Source organism: Paractinoplanes bogorensis, assembly GCF_018829635.1.
Taxonomy (GTDB): Bacteria; Actinomycetota; Actinomycetes; order Mycobacteriales; family Micromonosporaceae; genus Actinoplanes; species Actinoplanes bogorensis.
In genome coordinates this window covers 21017-38230 of the sequence record NZ_JAHKKG010000020.1, presented here as the reverse complement: position 1 = coordinate 38230, position 17214 = coordinate 21017, and the positions used below count along the sequence as shown (strand labels likewise).

Sequence of the window (17214 nt, the reverse complement as noted above, 5' to 3'; positions counted from 1 at the left end):
CCGAAGCTGTGACCCGAGCCTCGGGTTAACCGCACAAACGGTGTGAAACTTCGCATCAAGTTCGCTGAGAGCGCAGCCGTTCGGGCAGGATGAGCGCGGAAGAGGAGAGGGCGTGACCATCGCACAGATCAACGGCACCGGCGTACGCCTCCGGGCGTTTCGCGCCGACGACGCCGAGGCGCTGGCCGCCGGATTCGACGATCCGGTCTCCCAGCGGTTCCTTCCCCAGATGCCGAAGCCGTTCACCGAGGCGCACGCCGACCGGTACATCGCCGAGCGTGTCGCGGCCACCTTCGCCGAGGGCGGGGTGCTCTACGCGATCGCCGATCCGGAGACCGACGAACTGCTCGGCGGCATCGGGTTCGACAAGGTGGTGGCGGCGCGGCGGCAGGCCGAGGTGGGTTACTGGGTCGGGCCGTGGGCGCGTCGCCGCGGGGTGGCCGGGGCGGCTCTGCGCGCCCTGAGCACGCACGCCCTGAGCCATGGCCTCGAGCGCCTCGAGCTGCTCACCCACTGGGACAACCCGGTCAGCCAGCGGGTCGCCCTGGCCGCCGGTTTCACCCGGGAGGGCGTACGCCGGGGGGCCGAACCCGGGCGCGGCGACGGCCGCGAGGACATGATCGTCTTCACCCGCCTGGCCACCGATTCCGGCGAGCCCACGCCGCGGCTGCTGCCCGGCCTGCCCGGCGGCGAGCTCACCGACGGCGTCGTGCGGCTCCGGCCGTTGGGCCCGGGCGACACCACCTTCCTGGGCGAGCTGCTCGGCCTGCCGGACGTGGTCGCCACCAGCGTGCCGCCCGTCCCGCCGACGCCGGAGCGCATCCGGCAGCGGTGCTTCCGGGCCGAGGCCCACTGGCTGGCGGGCACCCGCGCCGACCTGGTGATCGAGGATGTGGCCACCGGCGAGCCGGCCGGCGACATCGGGCTCTACTACGACGACCCGGGAACGCAGCAGGCCATGATCGGCTACAGCATGCTGCCGGCGTACCGGGGGAAAGGTTTTCCGACCCGGGCCGCGCAACTGCTGTCGTTGTGGGTGTTCGCCGAGACCGACGTGGCCCGGCTCATCGCCGGGGCGGTGCCGAGCAACGCGGGTTCGCAGCGGGTGCTCGAGAAGGCCGGATTCCACCGGGAGGCGTACCTGCGCTCGCGTCTGCCCGGCCCGGACGGGACGCGCAGCGACGACGTGCAGTTCGTCCTCCTCGCCGAGGACCTCCTGACCGAAGGCCCTCGGCTTGATGGGTGACTAACCCGTGGTCTCCAGCGACAGGATTCCGTAGTCGTAGCCGCGCCGGCGATAGACGACGCTGGGGCGGCCGCTGTCCTTGTCGAGGAAGAGATAGAAGTCGTGGCCGACGAGCTCCATCTGGAAGAGAGCGTCGTCAACCGTCATCGGGTCGGCGGGATGTTCCTTCTCGCGCACGATCCGCCACGGCTGGTCCTCGTCGTGTTCCGCGAGGGCGGTGGCTACCGATGAGGTGTCCTCGGCCGCCTGTGCGGCCAGGCTGAGGTCGGTGGGCAGGCCGGCGGTGGCCGCCGCCACCGAGAGGGGCGCGTGGCGCCCGCGGTGCACCCGGCGCCGGTCGGCGGACCGCCGCAGCCGGCTGTCGAGCTTGGTGATGGCCAGGTCCAAAGCGGCGTAGAAGTCTTTGGCGCAGGCCTCGGCACGGACGACCGGACCTCTCGTCATGACGGTGATCTCGACGCGCTGGCACTTGTCGGACTGGCGCGGATTGCGCTCGTGGAAAAGTTCGACGTCGGCCCTGATCAGCTTCTGGTCGTAACGCTCGACCTTGCTCAGCTTCTCGGCGACGTGTTCGCGATAGTGCTCAGGAACCTCTACGTTGCGGCCCTTGACGACAATGTCCACTCGTGACCTCCCCCAACGTTTTTCATCTGCAAACGCCCCTGCGATAAGGGTGTGCGTGCGGGGGCGCCGAACTGCGACGCGAAGTGCGATTCGGCCTCCGCCTACGAAGACGGGCGTGACCGATTGTGAAGAGGACGACTCCCTTCCGGTGCGGCGGTTCGCGGAACGCTGCGCCTGGAGGACGGGCGGGTTGAGACGGCACTCATACCCTCGTCACCAAGACGCTAACGTGCCGATGCTCTCCCGTCACCCCTCGTTCGGGATACCAGATCCCCGACGTTCCACCTTTTCTCTACCCCCAGGTGGTAATCCGCCGAAACCGACTGCCGATGATCTCCGCAGTTGGGTGGCAGCGAGAATCGCAGCGCCTACGACCTGCATGTTCGCCTCCTCGAGCCGACGCGTCGCCGCGGCCAGCGTGGCTCCCGTGGTGACGATGTCGTCGACTATCACCAGCGTGCCTTTCCGGGGCGCGACGCGTCGCAGAACGCCGATTCGGGGCCGCCGAATTCGCAGCGAATCCTCAGCTGCGGCACGCCGACCGGACACGCTCAGTGACGTAGAGTCGGGGCGCGGTAACGCTTCGAGCTGATGACTGACATCAGCGTTCCAGCCGGCCGCGCGCAGGCGCCGCACCGTGTGTGCGGCCAGTCGCGTCATGTGGTCACCGTGGCGCTCGCGGGCGGCCTCGGCGGTCGACGGCACGGGCACCAATGTCACCGGTGTCCCGCGCGGGGCTAGCGCGGCCACCGCCGTCGCCAGCATGGTGCCCAGTGGCCGGGCCAGCCGATGCCGCCCCTTCTCCTTGTAACCCAGAAGAACACCCCGGAGCGGTCCCTCGTACGCCCCCACAGCCACGCACGGGGGCAGTCCGGGTGGCGGGGGCTCGGGACTCGTACGGAAAACTCTGAGCCCCTCCAGACGACCGGCACAGTTCGCGCAGACGCCATAGCGCAGGGGCACCCGTTCGGCCTCGCAGCCGGCGCACGGGACCGGCAGCACGAGGTCGGCCAGATCGCCGAGCAGACCGGCCAAGCTCAGTCCAGGTAGAAGGGCGCGGTCGGGTTGATCCCGGGCTGCGCGGTCACGTCGGCCAGGTGCTGCGGCTCGATCTTGTCGGGTTCGCTGAACACGTCCCAGGCGTCGCCACCGGCCACATACGACTCGGAGGCCAGCCGTTCCCCGTTCACCGGGTTGGTCGGGTAGGCCGACAGGTATTTCACCGGCGCCGCCCCGATGTCGCTGAGCCGCGTGACGGCGATCGTGCCGTCGAGCGAGACGTCGTAGATGGCGTACCGGTTGTTGGGCCGCATGCCCGCCACGGCCAGCGAGGACTCGCTGTTCCAGGCCACCGCGGCCACGGTCTTGAGGTCGGGCGGGAGTACCTGTTCGGGGTCGCCCACAGTGATGCCCTCGCCGACGGTGGTCAGCGCCGCCCGATAGAGCCGGCCGTTGCTGACCAGGGCGACGCGGTGCCCGTCGGGCGCCACCGACAGGCCGGTGACCGCACCCAGGCCACCGCCCTGCCACTCGACCCGCCGGGCGGTGCCGCCGGTGGCGTCGAAGCTGTAGATCTGGCCGCCGATCGTGATCAGGCCGACCGCCGCCGAGGCGTCGTCACCGTCGGGGGTCTGCGCCCAGATCGGAGCACCGAGGGTGCCGCCGGGCAGCCCGCCCACGGCCTGGAGATCGGCCTGTTCGCCGAGCGGGGCCTGGGCCACCCGCAGCTTGCCGCCGGTCACCACGGCCGCGTAGGCGCGGGTGGCCGACGCGCTCAGGGCGGCCGCGGTGATGTTCTTGTTCGCGGCCGGCTTGAGCACCGGCACCGGATCGGTGGCGTGCGGCGAGTCCTTCATCCGGCGGATGGCGTTGCCGTAGAGCGCGAACCGCTCGGGCGCGCCGACCAGCCGGAAGGACGCGTTGCTGTCGAGATAGTCGCCGTCATGGGTGCGGACCGCGTCGTCGTGACCGATCTTGATCTCGATCGTGCGCGGGACCAGCGGCCGGATCGACCACTGCAGCTGACGCCGGAGCCGGTCGAGCGCCCCGCCGTCGCTGCCCTGCGGCACGGCCTGCGCGGTAAGACTGATCTGCAGCGTGTCGTTGCTGATGGCGGGCACGTTGCTGGTCAGCTGGGTGCCCTGGGGCAGGGAGTTGACCGCGTCGGCCAGCCAGGGCGCCGGGGCCCCGGTGAGCCAGCCGAGGATCGTCGTGGGGCGCTGCACGGTCGGCACGGCCAGCGGCATGTAACGCACGTCGGGCACCAGGCTGGTGTTCGCCGTGTCCCACCAATAGATCGTGCTCGGCGTGTAGAACTCGGAGAGCGCCCGGTCGGTCATCATCAGGATCGGCGGCGCCTCGAGGATGAACTGGCCGTCGCGGCCGCTCACCGGGCCGACGCGCAACGTGTACGGCTGCGAGCCGGCCGGGTCGGCCGGGGTGAACACGCCGTTCGCCTTGAGGGTGCCGATCACCTGGATGTTGATCGTGACGTCGGTGTCGCCCGGGGTGTGCAGCGAATCCTCGGTCTCACGGACGACCTTGATGTCGTTGCCGGACGGGAACTTCGCGGCCAGGTCGGGCGCCAGGAACGCCTTGGCCCGGGCGACGGCGGTCTCGGGATCGCCCGCGGCGGCTCGCAGGTAGTTGCCGACCAGCGTCTTCGGCTCGTCCGTGTCCTCGCGCCGGGGCTGTACCGGAGGCAGGTCGTCGCCGCCACCCGAGACGCCGCCGGACGGGCCGTTGTCGACGATCGTCACGCTGCTCTGATCGGGGATGCCACAGCCACCGGCCAGCAGGGTGGCCAGCACCGCGGTGGCGCACAGCAGGCGCTTCACGAGACCACCTCGGCCGCTTCGCCGGGCGCGGCCGGGAGCGCGGCCGCACGGTCACGGGGAATCAGCGGCAGGGGCGCCGCCAGCAGCCGGTCACCCGAGCGCACCGGCAGCGTGAGCCGGAACTGGGCGCCCTCGCCGGGCGCGCCCCACGCCTCGAGCCAGCCGCCGTGGAGCCGAGCATCCTCGGCACTGATCGACAAACCCAGGCCGGTGCCACCGGTCTGCCGGGCCCGCGACGGATCGGCCCGCCAGAACCGGTTGAAGACCAGCCTCTCCTCGCCCGGCTTGAGCCCGATGCCGTGGTCGCGCACGGTGACCGCGACCGCCGCGTCGTCGGCCGCCAGTGTGACCACCACCGGCTTGGCCTCGCCGTGCTCGACCGCGTTGCCGACCAGATTGCGCAGCACCCGCTCGACCCGGCGCGGATCGACCTCGGCGATCACCGGCTCGTCGGGCACGCGCAGCTCGATCGTCACCGACACCCGATCGGCCAGGCCGGCCAGCCGGTCGGCGACCCGTTCGACGATCGGCACCAGGTCGGTGTGCTCGGCGTCGAGGGCGGCGAACCCGGCGTCGAACCGGCTGATCTCCAACAGGTCGGTCAGCAGGCTCTCGAACCGGTCGAGCTCGGCCTGCAGCAGCTCGGCGCTGCGGGCCACGGCCGGGTCGAACTCGTCGCGCTCGGCGAAGATCAGGTCGGCCGCCATCCGGACCGTGGTCAGCGGGGTGCGCAGCTCGTGGGAGACGTCGGAGGTGAACCGGCGCTGCAGGCGGGACAGCTCTTCGAGCCGGACGATCTGGCGCTGCAGGTTGGCCGCCATCTGGTTGAACGACGCGGCGAGCAGGGCCAGGTCGTCCTCCCCGTCGACCTTCATGCGCTGGTCGAGCAGGCCGGCCGAGAGCCGCTGGGCGGTGCGGGCGGCCACCCGGACCGGCGTCACCACCAGCCGGGTGACCAGGCCGGCGATGACCCCGAGCATGATCACCAGCGCGATGCCGGTGGCCAGCACCGTGGTGCGGATCTGGTTGGCCGCGCTGTTCTCGGTGGTCAGCGGCACCATGTAATAGAGCTCGACGTGGCCGAAGCTGGTCGGCACCGGAGAGCCGGTGACCAGGTATTTCGTGCTGCGGTCGTTGACGTCGGCGGTGACGATCTGGCGGGCGACCTTGTCCTGCTCGGCGACGTCGCGGATCAGCTCGGGCGTGATCAGCTCGTCGGTCGGGATGCTGGGCGAGGTGATCGACGGCAGCTCGGGGAACAGCCCGGCCCGGATCGAGACCACCGAGCCGCCGGAATCGGACGGGTCACCGTCGGCGAGCTGGTTGACGATCAGCGCGAACGTGCGCGGCAGCTGCGGATCGCGCGCCTGCGGGTGGATGGTGAGCTGCTGTTCCGCGTACGACACCTTGTTGCGCATCGAGATCTGCACCTCGTCCTGCGCGCGGCTCAGCAGGATCTTGGCGCTGCGGTCGGCGATGAACCAGCCGAACGCGCCGACCAGCAGGCTGGACGCGATCAGGGTGAGCGCGACGACCCGCAGCTGCAGCGAGCGCCGCCAGGCCCGGCGGACCGGCGACGACCAGATCGCGAACCGGCGAGCCAGGACACGCCAATATCGCCGCACGACCCTCAGGACGCGGCGTGCGGGACGGGGGAGCCAGGCCGGAGCGCGCATTACGCGGCAAGGTTAGCCGCTCGCGCTCCTAACCGGTGCCCGCCTTGTAGCCGACCCCCCGGACGGTCAGGATGATCTCGGGTCGCTCGGGGTCCGGCTCGATCTTGGCCCGCAGTCGCTGGACGTGCACGTTGACCAGCCGGGTGTCGGCCGCGTGCCGGTAGCCCCAGACCTGCTCGAGCAGCACCTCGCGGGTGAACACCTGGCGCGGCTTGCGGGCCAGGGCCACCAGCAGGTCGAACTCGAGCGGCGTCAGCTTGACCTCTTCGCCGTCGCGGGACACCGTGTGGGCCGGGACGTCGATGGTGATCTGGTTGCCGGGCGGGCCGATGGTGAGCATCTCGGGCGCGGCGTCCTCGCCCCGGCGCAGCCGCGCGCGCATCCGCGCCACCAGCTCTTTGGGCTTGAACGGCTTGACCACGTAGTCGTCGGCGCCGGACTCGAGACCGAGCACCACGTCGACGGTGTCGCTCTTGGCGGTCAGCATCACGATCGGGATGCCGGACTCGGTGCGGATCGCCCGCGCCACGTCGATCCCGCTCATGCCGGGCAACATCAGGTCGAGCAGCACGATGTCGGGCCGGCTCTCACGGAAGGCGGCCAGCGCGCGTTCGCCGTCGGCGACGAACGAAGGCAGGAAGCCCTCGCTCCGCAGGACGATGCCGAGCATCTCGGCCAGCGCTGGATCGTCATCGACGACGAGTACCCGGGCTCTCATGCGGTCCAATATTGCACTGTCCTCCCGGGCACCACGTACCCCGGGGCCGATCTTGCGTAAATCGGGGACCCGCTCCGGGCAAAACGGACGGGCGGCCCCGAGTCGGGACCGCCCGTACGAATCAGTGCGTGGTGGGCCGGTCGAACTCCCCGGCCCGTACGCCGGCGATGAAGCCGGCCCAGTTGTCGTCGCCGAAAGCGAGCATCGGACCGGTGGCGTCCTTCGAGTCGCGCACGAACACGCTCGACGGGACGGTCGCGACTTCGACGCAGTGACCGGCGGCCGCGCTTCGAGTGCTCTTGCGCCAGGTGAGAGTGGCGTCCTGCATCGTGGGTCCCCTTCCAAGGATGAATTGCTCATCCATCACAGCTCACGATGCGGCCAAGAAGCGGAGCGCTTCCTCCCTCTGAGCGATAGCCGTTCGGCTCTGATCTGCCGACAGTGCGCGTTCCCGCAGGTCAGAGAGGGCATCCCGATAGACGTCGACGTCGGTCGGTTTCACCCGGAAGAGACCGCCGGTAAGGCCTTCGCTGTGCACGATCGGGGCGCGCGTGCCCACTCCGAATTCCAGGACCATGAACGGCTCGGCCATGCCGGCGTGCGCGCCCGCGCTGAACGGGAGCACCAGGAGCTCGACGCCGGGGCGCTCGCTGGCCTCGAGCAGCCGCGCCAACTGGCGGCGCAGCACCTCGGGCCCGCCGACCTCGCGGTGCAGCACGGCCTCGTCGAGCACGATCCGCAGTTCGGGGGGCGGCTCCCGGGTCAGGACGGCCTGCCGGGCCATCCGCAGGGCGAGCCGGCGCTGGATCGTCTCGGCGGCACCGACGTCGGCACCGACCTCGATCACGGCCCGGGCGTACTCGTCGGTCTGGAGCAGGCCGGGGACGACCGCCGTCTCCCACTCGCTGATCAGCACGGCCTCGGCCTCGAGGGCGACGTATTCGTCGTACGGGTCGGGGACCGACGATCGATAGGGCGTCCACCAGGCCCGGGTGCGGCCACGACGGGCCAGGTCGCGCAGGCGGTCGCGGTCTTCCACCCGTACGCCGTACGCGGTCAGCAGACGGTCGAGATCGGGCTCGGTGATGCCGGTGTGGGCCGTCTCGATGCGACTCAGCTTCGACTCGGACCAGCTCAGCGAGGTGGCCACGTCGGCCGCCCGGCGTTCGCCACGCAGGCGTCGCAGCTCGTTGCCGAGCTCGTGCCGTGCCGTCGATGTCACCCTAGCCACGCGAACACCATAACGGCCCCGAGGTTGCGGTCTGCAACTTGCAGCGCACGCTGTGCACTTGCACGCAGGTCAGGGGCGTGAATGAATGGAGTGGACGACGGGACGGCGGTGGCGGCAAACACCACCGATCCTTCGTGGGAGGGCCTCGTCCGGCGGGCGGACGGGGCCCTTTCACGTGCATCAGCGAAAGGGCAATAGCGAACGGGACGACAGGCCTGAGCCCGCCGCCCCGTTCATCCCCCCGGTTTGGTACCGCGCGCGTCCGTGGGACCCCCCGATCACCAATGACGCTGCGTGTTTATAGATTCACACTCCGCACAGGCCGTGTCAAGCAAATCGGGAAATTTCCCGATTTGCCCGAAGCTCTGAGAGCACCGAGGGTGAACGCCTAGGCGGGAACAGCGGCGACGAAGACCTGCCCCGTACCCGCCACCTTGATCACTCCGGCGTCGGCCGGGGCGTAGGCCGCCGTGCCCGGCGTCAGCTCGACCGGAGTGCCGTCGACCGCCTCGCCCACGAACGTGTCACCCCGGACGCCCAGAATGATCCGCGGGCCGCTCGCGGGCACCTCGGTCGGCGCCCGGGTGCCGTCGAGCTCGATCCGGAACAGCTCGAAGTCGGGCACCGGCACCTGCCACGTCGACACGCCCGGCCCGACCTCGGTGCTGTGCAGGATCGGGTCGTCGAGCACCTCGAAGCGCAGCACGTTGAGCAGCTCGCCGACGTCGACCCGCTTGGGAGTCAGGCCGCCCCGCAGCACGTTGTCACTGGCCGCCATCAGCTCGACCCCGGCCCCCTTGAGGTAGGCGTGCAGGTTGCCCGCCGGCATCCAGATCGCCTCGCCCGGGGCCAGCCGCACATGGTTGAGCAGCAGCGCCACCAGCACGCCGGGGTCGCCCGGGTAGTGCGCCGCCAGGTGCGAGGCGAGTTCCGACTTCCCGGCCTCGACCACGGCCGAGATCAGGCCCGCACGGTCGTCTTCGGGCCAGGTGAGCAGGGTCTGCACGGCCGTCCGGAGGTCTCCCCCACGCAGCGCGGCCACCACTGGGGCGAGCGAAGCCAGGCCGAACGCCTCGATCGCGTCGGCCGAGTCGGCCGGCGCCCGGAAGCCGCACAGTGCCTCGAACGGCGTCAGCGCGACCAGCATCTCGGGCTTGTGGTTGGGGTCGGTGTAGTTGCGGGGCAGGCTCGGATCGGCGTCCTGCCGGGCGTACGCCAGCTTGGCGTAGTCGGGGTCGGGGTGCGCCTGCAACGACAGCGGCGTCTCGGCCGCCAGCACCTTGAGCAGGAACGGCAGCCGCGGGCCGAACGATTCGAGCACCGGGCCGCCGAGCTGACCCTTGGGGTCGTCGGCGATGAGCGCCTCGAGGCTGACCGGGCCGTCCGGGCCGGTGACCGTGGCCGGATCACCGGGATGGGCCCCCAGCCAGAGTTCGGCCTCGGGTTGCTCGGTGGGCGACGGCCGGCCCTGGAGCTCGGCGATGACGGTGCGGGAACCCCAGGCGTACGGGCGGACGTTCCCGGTCAGCGGAAAGACACTCATGCGCAGATTGTCCAATTTACGGGGCGACGGGTGCCACCGCTCGGTCGATATCGGGCTCGATGTAGATCACCCGGGCGATCGGGACGGCGTCCCGGATGCGCTTCTCGGTCTCGTCGATGTGCCGGGCCACCTCGTCCGCCCGGTCCGTCCGGGGCACCGCGATCTTGACCGCGACCAGCAGTTCCTCCGGCCCGAGGTGCAGCGTCTTCATGTGGATGATCCGCTCGATGCCCTCGCCGGCCAGCACGGCCTGCTCGATCTTGCGGGCCGCCTCGGGGTTCGCCCCCTCGCCGATCAGCAGGCTCTTGGTCTCGATGGCCAGCACGGCCGCGATGGCCACCAGCAGCAGGCCGATGGCCGCGGTGCCGATGCCGTCCCACACGCCGTTCCCGGTGATCAGGGTGAGCACCACGCCGAAGAACGCGAACACCAGGCCGAGGAGTGCGCCCGAGTCTTCCAGCAGGACGACCGGCAGCTCCGGCGCCTTGGCCCGGCGCACGAAGTCGACCCACGACGTCTTGCCCCGGGTGTGGTTCGACTCCTTGATCGCCGTACGGAAGGAATAGCCCTCGAGCCCGATCGCGACGATCAGCACGACGACCGGGACCCACTGCCAGCTCTCGATCGGGTGCGGATCCTGAATCTTGTGCCAGGCCTCGTACAGCGCGAACAGGCCGCCCAGGGTGAACAGCACGATCGACACGATGAACGCGTAGACGTAGCGCTCGCGGCCGTATCCGAACGGGTGCTCGGGAGTGGCCTGGCGCCGCGAGCGCTTGCCGCCGATGAGCAGCAGCAACTGGTTGCCGGAGTCGGCCACCGAGTGGATCGACTCCGCCAGCATCGACGACGAGCTGGTCAGCAACCAGGCGATGAACTTGGTGACCGCGATGCCGAGATTCGCGGCCAGCGCCGCGATGATCGCCCGGGTGCCGCCTTCAGCACTCATTTATCCACTCCGCAATGACGTCGGGATGAAACCGGGTCACTGCATTCCCTCGGGCAACGGGTTCGAAAGCTCCTTCATCTCGCTGATCGCGGGCACGGCCATCGGGTCGAGCCCGTGCGCGAGCGCGAGATAGAGCGAGGCGAAGTCGGGCACGGCGGTCAGCGAGGCGAGCCGCTCCAGCGCGGAGCCGCCCTCGGCGGTCAGCACGTCGCAGCGGACCCCGCGGCGCTCGGCCAGGGTCTGCACGGCGTCGGCCCGGCGTTCCTCGACGGCGACCGGCTCGTCCGCGTCTTCCTCGGGGTTGAGCCCGCCGTCGCGGAACAGCACCAGCCGCAGCCGGGTGGCGGCCGAGCCGTCGTCGTCCGCGTCCGGGTCGGCGAAGATGTCGCGCGACGACTCGGCGAGACCGCCGAACACGCCGTCGAGCAGGCCCACCCGGCCGCGACCGGCCTCGCCCAGCGCGCCCGCCATCACCGGGTAGCGGGCGTTGGCCGCCAGCGTGTCGGCGAACCGGCGTGCGGCCACCGTGGCCAGCGGGGACGAGCCCCAGACGATCGGGATCGAGCCGGCCAGGCCGAGCGCGAGCGCCTTGGCCGGGTTGACGAACGAGTCGGCCCCGGGCCGGCAGCGCTCGGCGTCGGCGTCGAGCCGGGTCGCGGTCTCGGCCAGGTCGGCCTCGTTGACCTTGACCAGGCCGATCGCGCGGGCGGCGAGCAGCACCGGCACGGCCAGGCCCCAGAGGCTGGCTCGGGCGGGCGCCCGCCGGGGCACCGGGAAGAACGGGGCACGAGCGCGCGCCGCCATGGCCTCGAGCTCGGAGTCGGGGTTGCCGACGGCGACCAGCCGAGCGCCCCGGCGGGCGGCCGCCTCGGCCGCGGCCAGGGCCTCGGGGCTGCGGCCGGAGGCCGAGACGGCGATGACCACGTCGGCCGCGCCGACCCAGCCGGGCAGGCCGGGGCTGCGGTGGCCGATGATCGGCACCGGGCAGCGCGGGCCGGCCACGGTCGACAGGATGCTGCCGGTCAGGCCGGCCGTGCCGATGCCGGCCACGACGACCGCGCGCGGGCGGCCCTCGTCCGAAATCATGCTCAGGTCGGTCTCGGCGGCCAGCGCGGCCGCCTCGCGCACCTGGGCCCCGGCCGACGCCGTGGCCCGCAGCATGCCGCCCGGGTCGTTGGCCAGCATCGACTTCTCGTCGTCGAGGGCCGACTCGTCGACGTGCCGGTGACCGTGCACGCCGGCCGCGCCACCCTCCAGCGGGCCCGCCATCAGGCTGCTCCCCCGGCCGCCGGGCGCGCCTCGTCGAGCAGCAGCACCGGGATGTCGTCGCGGACCTCGAAGATGCGCCCGCACTCGGTGCAGGTGAGGGTCTGCGCGTCGGCGTCGTAGGTGAGCGGCGCGTGATGCGTGTCCGGACAGGCCAAAATGTCCAACAACTGCGGATCGAGGGCCACCGAACGCTCCTTTAAAACGGAAAGAAGAGGCGTCACGATCCTAACTGCGGACGATCGCCAGCACTTCGTCCCGGAGCGATGCCATGCGATCCGGCTTCGCGGCCTCGACGTTCAGGCGCAGCAGCGGCTCGGTGTTCGACGCCCGCAGGTTGAACCAGGCGCCGTCCGAGAGCGTCACGGTGAGGCCGTCGAGCTCGTCGAAGGTCGCCCCGGCGAAGTGCTCCCGCACCTCGGCCACCTTGGCCGCGGCGTCGGCCACGGTCGAGTTGATCTCGCCCGAGGCGCTGTAGCGCTCGAACTCGGCGGCGAACTCGGAGAGCGGCCGGTCCTGCCCCCCGAGCGCGGCCAGCACGTGCATCGCGGCCAGCATGCCGGTGTCGGCGAACCAGAAGTCTCGGAAGTAGTAGTGCGCCGAGTGCTCGCCGCCGAAGACCGCGTTCGTCGTGGCCATCTCGGCCTTGATGAACGAGTGGCCGACCCGGCTGCGGACCGGCTTGCCGCCGTTCTCGGTGATGATCTCGGGCACGGCCAGCGAGGTGATCAGGTTGTGGATGATCGTGCTGCCCGGGAACTTGGCCAGCTCACGCTTGGCCACCAGGGCGGTGACCGCGGACGGCGAGACCGGGTCGCCGTTCTCGTCGATGACGAAGCAGCGGTCGGCGTCGCCGTCGAACGCGATGCCGATGTCGGCGCCCTGCGCGCGGATCGCATTTTGCAGGTCGACCAGGTTGGCCGGGTCGAGCGGGTTGGCCTCGTGGTTGGGGAACGAGCCGTCGAGCTCGAAATACATCGGCACGATCTCGAGCGGCAGCGCGGGCAGCACCTGGTCGCCGAGCACGGCCGGCACGGTGTAGCCGCCCATGCCGTTGCCGGCGTCGACGATCACCTTGAGCGGCCGGATGGTGGTGAGATCGACCAGCGAGCGGAGATGTTTCGCGTACGCCCCCAGCAGCTCGCGCGTCTCGACCCGATCGGGCCCGTCGGCGCCGGCGTTCAGGTCGTCGAGCAGAGCCTCGGCACGCTGCCGCACGACGGCGAGACCGCTCTCCTGGCCGACCGGCTTGGCACCCGCGCGGCACAGCTTGATGCCGTTGTACTGCGCCGGGTTGTGGCTGGCGGTGAACATGGCGCCGGGCAGGCCGAGCGCGCCGGACGCGTAGTAGAGCCCGTCGGTCGAGGCCAGACCGATGTTGATCACGGCCGCACCGGCCGCGTTGGCGCCCCGGGCGAACGCGGCGGCCAGGCCGGGACCCGATTCGCGCATGTCGTGCGCGATGACGATCTCGTCCGCGTTGTCGCCCGACTCGCGCAGCATCTCGACGAACGCCGTGCCCAGAGCCCGGGCGACCGACTCGTCGAACTGGTCCGGGACGACACCCCGGACGTCGTACGCCTTGACAAGCTTGGACAGGTCAGACACTGCGCCCCCTCAGGCCCCTACCGGATGTTCGGGCCGAGAGTAGCCGAGGCGCGTGGACGGCAAGGTGGCAACGACGAGGCGTCACTGTTACGTGATCCGATCGCGATAAATACTCACGGCATTTTCTCGGCCGAACAGCGCTTGTCGACACGCGTGATGCGGGTCACGATGGACAGGTCTGTGGAGGTGTCTTCTTGGCCAATCCCTGGCTCGCCCTCGACGCCGGTGCCGACCCCGTCGAGCGTATTCGGCAGGTCGGACGCGCCCACGAGCGGTTCGTCGCGGGCGAGGCTCCGCGGGGTGCCTCGATGCGGTCGGTCGTGGCCGACTCGTGGCGGCGCTCGGCCGTGGCGCTGCCCGGGCCCGACGCCACCGCCCCGATCGAGCTCAGCGACGACGACCTCGAGACCTACCGGGCGGCCCACCCGCTGGCGAGTGTGCTGCCGATCTTCCGCGACCTGCTCGGCGGTCTGGCCGAGGACGGGGAGCACCTGATGGCGGTCTGTGACGCGTACGGGCGCCTGCTCTGGGTCGAGGGAACGGCCAAGACGCTGCGCGCGGGCGAGCGGATGAACTTCGTGCCCGGCGCCCGCTGGGACGAGGCGCACGCCGGCACCAACGCACCCGGCACGGCCCTCGCGGTCGACCACCCGTTGCAGATCTTCGCCACCGAGCACTTCAGCCGGGGCGTGCAGCGCTGGACGTGTGCCGCCGCTCCGATCCACGACCCGGGAACGGGCCGGTTGCTCGGCGCGATCGACGTCACCGGCGGCGACCACCTGGCCAACCCGCACAGCCTGGCCCTGGTCCGGGCGACCGCGCTGGCCGCCGAGGCGTTCCTCAGCTCCCACCGGCCGTCGCCGGCGACCGCGGGTTCGGTGTCCGCGCTCGGCCGCAACGAGGTGGTGCTGACCTTCGAGGGGCGGCAGTGGCGCCTCGGCCGTCGCCACTCCGAGCTGCTCGTGCTGCTGCTGGCCCATCCCGAGGGCAGCACGGGCGACGAGCTGGGCGTCGGGCTCTACGGCGACGAGGCGAGCCCGGTGACCGTCCGCGCGGAGTTGTCCCGGTTGCGCCGGATGCTCGGCCCCGAGCTGATGGAGTCCCGGCCCTACCGGTTGCGAGCCGAGATCCAGGCCGATTTCCGTACGGTGCCCCAGCTGCTCGAGCAGGGCCGCGTGGCCGACGCTCTGGAGGCGTACGCGGGACCGCTTCTGCCTTTCTCGGACGCTCCGGGCGTGGTGAAACTGCGGCGACTCGTCGACGGACGGCTGCGCTCGGCGGTGCTGACCGCCCGCGACCGCGGCCTGCTGCAGACCTGGCTGCACTCACCCTGGGGCTCCGACGACCTGGAGATCTGGGAGGCGTACGCCCACCTGCTCTCCCCCACCGACCCGGCCCGCCCGATGGCCGCGGCCCGCATCCAGGAGCTCCAACTGGAGTACGGGCTTGCAACGTCGTTGCAACGTTCTGGTAACTAACGTCGGCCGTATCCCTGAGGTACGGAGGCAGGCATGACCGTATATTCCGCGCCCGGCACTGACGGCGCCATCGTCAACTATGAATCCCGGTACGACCACTTCATCGGCGGGGAATACGTGCCGCCGGCGAAGGGCCAGTACTTCGCCAACCCCAGCCCGGTCACCGGCGAGGACTTCTGCGAGATCGCGCGGGGCACCGCCGAGGACGTCGAGAAGGCGCTGGACGCCGCGCACGGCGCCGCCGACGCCTGGGGCCGCACCTCGACCGCCGAGCGGGCCAACATCCTCAACAAGATCGCCGACCGGATGGAGCAGAACCTCGAGAAGCTCGCCGTCGCCGAGTGCTGGGAGAACGGCAAGCCGGTACGCGAGACGCTCGCGGCCGACATCCCGCTCGCGATCGACCACTTCCGCTACTTCGCCGGCGCCATCCGCGCCCAGGAGGGCACCGCGGGCGAGATCGACGACGACACGGTCGCCTACCACTTCCACGAGCCGCTGGGCGTGGTCGCGCAGATCATCCCGTGGAACTTCCCGATCCTGATGGCGGTCTGGAAGCTCGCCCCGGCGCTCGCGGCCGGCAACGCGGTCGTGCTCAAGCCGGCCGAGCAGACCCCGGCCTCGATCCACTACTGGATGTCGCTGGTCGCCGACCTGCTGCCGCCCGGCGTCGTGAACATCGTCAACGGGTTCGGCGTCGAGGCCGGCAAGCCGCTCGCCTCGTCCAACCGGGTCGCCAAGGTCGCCTTCACCGGTGAGACCACCACCGGCCGGCTGATCATGCAGTACGCGTCCGAGAACCTGATCCCGGTCACGTTGGAGCTGGGCGGCAAGAGCCCGAACATCTTCTTCGACGACGTCAGCCGGCTCGACGACGACTTCTACGACAAGTCGCTCGAGGGCTTCTCGATGTTCGCGCTCAACCAGGGCGAGGTCTGCACCTGCCCGTCGCGTGCGCTGATCCAGCAGGGCATCTACAACGACTTCCTGGCCGCCGGCGTCAAGCGGGTGGAGAACCTCAAGCAGGGCAACCCGCTCGACACCGACACCCAGGTCGGCGCGCAGGCCAGCAACGACCAGCTCGAGAAGATCCTGTCGTACCTGGACATCGGCCGGCAGGAGGGCGCCAAGGTGCTCACCGGCGGCGCGCGGGCCGACCTCGGCGGCAACCTCTCCGGCGGCTTCTACGTCCAGCCGACGATCTTCGAGGGCAACAACTCGATGCGGATCTTCCAGGAGGAGATCTTCGGGCCGGTCGTGTCGGTGACCTCGTTCGCCGACTACGCCGACGCCATCAAGATCGCCAACGACACGCTGTACGGCCTCGGCGCCGGCGTGTGGACCCGGGACATCAACACGGCGTACCGGGCCGGCCGGGCGATCAAGGCGGGCCGGGTGTGGACCAACTCGTACCACCTCTACCCGGCGCACGCCGCGTTCGGTGGCTACAAGCAGTCCGGCATCGGCCGCGAGAACCACAAGATGATGCTCGACCACTACCAGCAGACCAAGAACCTGCTGGTCAGCTACAGCCCCAAGGCGATGGGCTTCTTCTAGGCCATGCCCACGACCCGAGTTGACGTGACTCCCGCCGCTGCCGATCTGATGCGGCAGCTGCGGGAGACCCACGGCCCGCTGATGTTCCACCAGTCCGGCGGCTGCTGCGACGGCAGTTCGCCGATGTGCTACCTGGAGGGCGAGTTCCGCACCGGCAAGTCCGATGTGCTGCTCGAGTCCCTGAAGATCGACGGGGTGCCCGAGCCGATCACCTTCTGGATGTCCGGCTCGCAGTTCGAGCTCTGGAAGCACACCCATCTGACGGTGGACGTGGTCCGTGGGCGCGGCGCCGGCTTCTCGCTGGAGGCGCCCGAGGGCATGCGGTTCCTCATCCGATCGCGCCTGCTCACCGAGCAGGAGATCGACGAATTGTCCGAAACAGACGCCGATCGGGTTGTTTGATCCCGACCACAATCTGATCCGATCACCGCCGCCGTCCCGTATCAATGGGGGCGGCGGCGTCTTGCTGCCGTGACGTCAA

16 protein-coding genes are annotated in these 17214 nt (G+C 70.5%); 4 read left to right on the top strand and 12 right to left on the bottom strand.

The genetic code is table 11. The features are described from left to right. The first annotated feature begins 112 nt into the window (after nt 1-112). Complete coding sequence (locus KOI35_RS43780) at nt 113-1246, top strand: GNAT family N-acetyltransferase (protein ID WP_215795678.1); 1134 nt, start codon at nt 113-115, stop codon at nt 1244-1246. Here KOI35_RS43780 and hpf read toward each other — a convergent pair whose 3' ends face one another. From hpf to KOI35_RS43720, 12 genes are all read right to left on the bottom strand, one after another. Continuing rightward, nucleotides 1247-1870, bottom strand: coding sequence for a ribosome hibernation-promoting factor, HPF/YfiA family (hpf, locus tag KOI35_RS43775; protein ID WP_215795677.1), 624 nt, complete (start codon nt 1868-1870; stop codon nt 1247-1249). It lies immediately after the preceding gene. A 246-nt stretch (nt 1871-2116) separates the two neighbouring features. After that, entirely contained in the window at nt 2117-2530 is a 414-nt protein-coding gene (locus KOI35_RS49390) for a phosphoribosyltransferase family protein (RefSeq protein WP_438870660.1), read from the bottom strand. A 377-nt stretch (nt 2531-2907) separates the two neighbouring features. Continuing rightward, nucleotides 2908-4707 carry an LpqB family beta-propeller domain-containing protein gene (locus tag KOI35_RS43765; RefSeq protein ID WP_215795675.1) on the bottom strand — a complete coding sequence of 600 codons (1800 nt, stop codon included), beginning with the start codon at nt 4705-4707 and terminating at the stop codon, nt 2908-2910. Further along, complete coding sequence (gene mtrB / locus KOI35_RS43760; RefSeq protein ID WP_215795674.1) at nt 4704-6383, bottom strand: MtrAB system histidine kinase MtrB; 1680 nt, start codon at nt 6381-6383, stop codon at nt 4704-4706. The genes KOI35_RS43765 and mtrB overlap by 4 nt, the downstream gene beginning before the upstream one ends. Nucleotides 6384-6411: 28 nt before the next feature. Then, entirely contained in the window at nt 6412-7101 is a 690-nt protein-coding gene (mtrA, locus tag KOI35_RS43755; RefSeq protein WP_023358973.1) for an MtrAB system response regulator MtrA, read from the bottom strand. A gap of 121 nt (nt 7102-7222) precedes the next feature. Further along, nucleotides 7223-7429: a DUF397 domain-containing protein gene (locus tag KOI35_RS43750; RefSeq protein WP_215795673.1), complete on the bottom strand. Its 207-nt coding sequence runs from the start codon at nt 7427-7429 to the stop codon at nt 7223-7225. 42 nt (nt 7430-7471) lie between these two features. After that, entirely contained in the window at nt 7472-8332 is an 861-nt protein-coding gene (locus tag KOI35_RS43745; protein WP_215795672.1) for a DUF5753 domain-containing protein, read from the bottom strand. A gap of 388 nt (nt 8333-8720) precedes the next feature. After that, nucleotides 8721-9875, bottom strand: a complete 1155-nt coding sequence (gene manA, locus KOI35_RS43740; protein ID WP_215795671.1) for a mannose-6-phosphate isomerase, class I — start codon at nt 9873-9875, stop codon at nt 8721-8723. Between the two features lie 16 nt (nt 9876-9891). After that, nucleotides 9892-10824, bottom strand: coding sequence for a cation diffusion facilitator family transporter (locus KOI35_RS43735; RefSeq protein ID WP_215795670.1), 933 nt, complete (start codon nt 10822-10824; stop codon nt 9892-9894). A 36-nt stretch (nt 10825-10860) separates the two neighbouring features. Continuing rightward, complete coding sequence (locus KOI35_RS43730) at nt 10861-12093, bottom strand: SIS domain-containing protein (RefSeq protein ID WP_438870659.1); 1233 nt, start codon at nt 12091-12093, stop codon at nt 10861-10863. After that, a complete protein-coding gene (locus KOI35_RS43725; RefSeq protein ID WP_215795669.1) occupies nt 12093-12278 on the bottom strand; it encodes a Trm112 family protein in 186 nt (61 codons plus the stop codon). Before KOI35_RS43725 ends, KOI35_RS43730 begins: the two co-directional genes overlap by 1 nt. A gap of 40 nt (nt 12279-12318) precedes the next feature. Next, the gene (locus tag KOI35_RS43720) at nt 12319-13698 is read right to left on the bottom strand and encodes a phosphomannomutase/phosphoglucomutase (RefSeq protein ID WP_215795668.1); all 1380 of its coding nucleotides are present in this window, start codon (nt 13696-13698) and stop codon (nt 12319-12321) included. Nucleotides 13699-13892: 194 nt separating this feature from the next. Between KOI35_RS43720 and KOI35_RS43715 the strand changes: the two genes are divergently transcribed. The 3 genes from KOI35_RS43715 to KOI35_RS43705 are packed head-to-tail and all read left to right on the top strand — an operon-like array spanning nt 13893 to nt 17135. After that, nucleotides 13893-15176, top strand: coding sequence for a GAF domain-containing protein (locus KOI35_RS43715; protein WP_215795667.1), 1284 nt, complete (start codon nt 13893-13895; stop codon nt 15174-15176). Nucleotides 15177-15209: 33 nt separating this feature from the next. Beyond that, nucleotides 15210-16733 (top strand): aldehyde dehydrogenase, encoded by a 1524-nt coding sequence (gene adh / locus KOI35_RS43710; RefSeq protein WP_215795666.1) that lies wholly within the window; start codon nt 15210-15212, stop codon nt 16731-16733. Nucleotides 16734-16736: 3 nt separating this feature from the next. Beyond that, complete coding sequence (locus KOI35_RS43705) at nt 16737-17135, top strand: DUF779 domain-containing protein (RefSeq protein ID WP_215795665.1); 399 nt, start codon at nt 16737-16739, stop codon at nt 17133-17135. Nucleotides 17136-17214 lie beyond the last annotated feature (79 nt).

Coding starts and splice junctions, on each gene's coding strand:
- KOI35_RS43735 (WP_215795670.1), bottom strand. CDS start 10,824: ATGAGTGCTGAAGGCGGCACCCGGGCGATCATCGCGGCGCTGGCCGCG.
- KOI35_RS49390 (WP_438870660.1), bottom strand. CDS start 2,530: ATGACGCGACTGGCCGCACACACGGTGCGGCGCCTGCGCGCGGCCGGC.
- mtrA (WP_023358973.1), bottom strand. CDS start 7,101: ATGAGAGCCCGGGTACTCGTCGTCGATGACGATCCAGCGCTGGCCGAG.
- KOI35_RS43750 (WP_215795673.1), bottom strand. CDS start 7,429: ATGCAGGACGCCACTCTCACCTGGCGCAAGAGCACTCGAAGCGCGGCC.
- adh (WP_215795666.1), top strand. CDS start 15,210: ATGACCGTATATTCCGCGCCCGGCACTGACGGCGCCATCGTCAACTAT.
- KOI35_RS43730 (WP_438870659.1), bottom strand. CDS start 12,093: ATGGCGGGCCCGCTGGAGGGTGGCGCGGCCGGCGTGCACGGTCACCGG.
- KOI35_RS43705 (WP_215795665.1), top strand. CDS start 16,737: ATGCCCACGACCCGAGTTGACGTGACTCCCGCCGCTGCCGATCTGATG.
- mtrB (WP_215795674.1), bottom strand. CDS start 6,383: ATGCGCGCTCCGGCCTGGCTCCCCCGTCCCGCACGCCGCGTCCTGAGG.
- manA (WP_215795671.1), bottom strand. CDS start 9,875: ATGAGTGTCTTTCCGCTGACCGGGAACGTCCGCCCGTACGCCTGGGGT.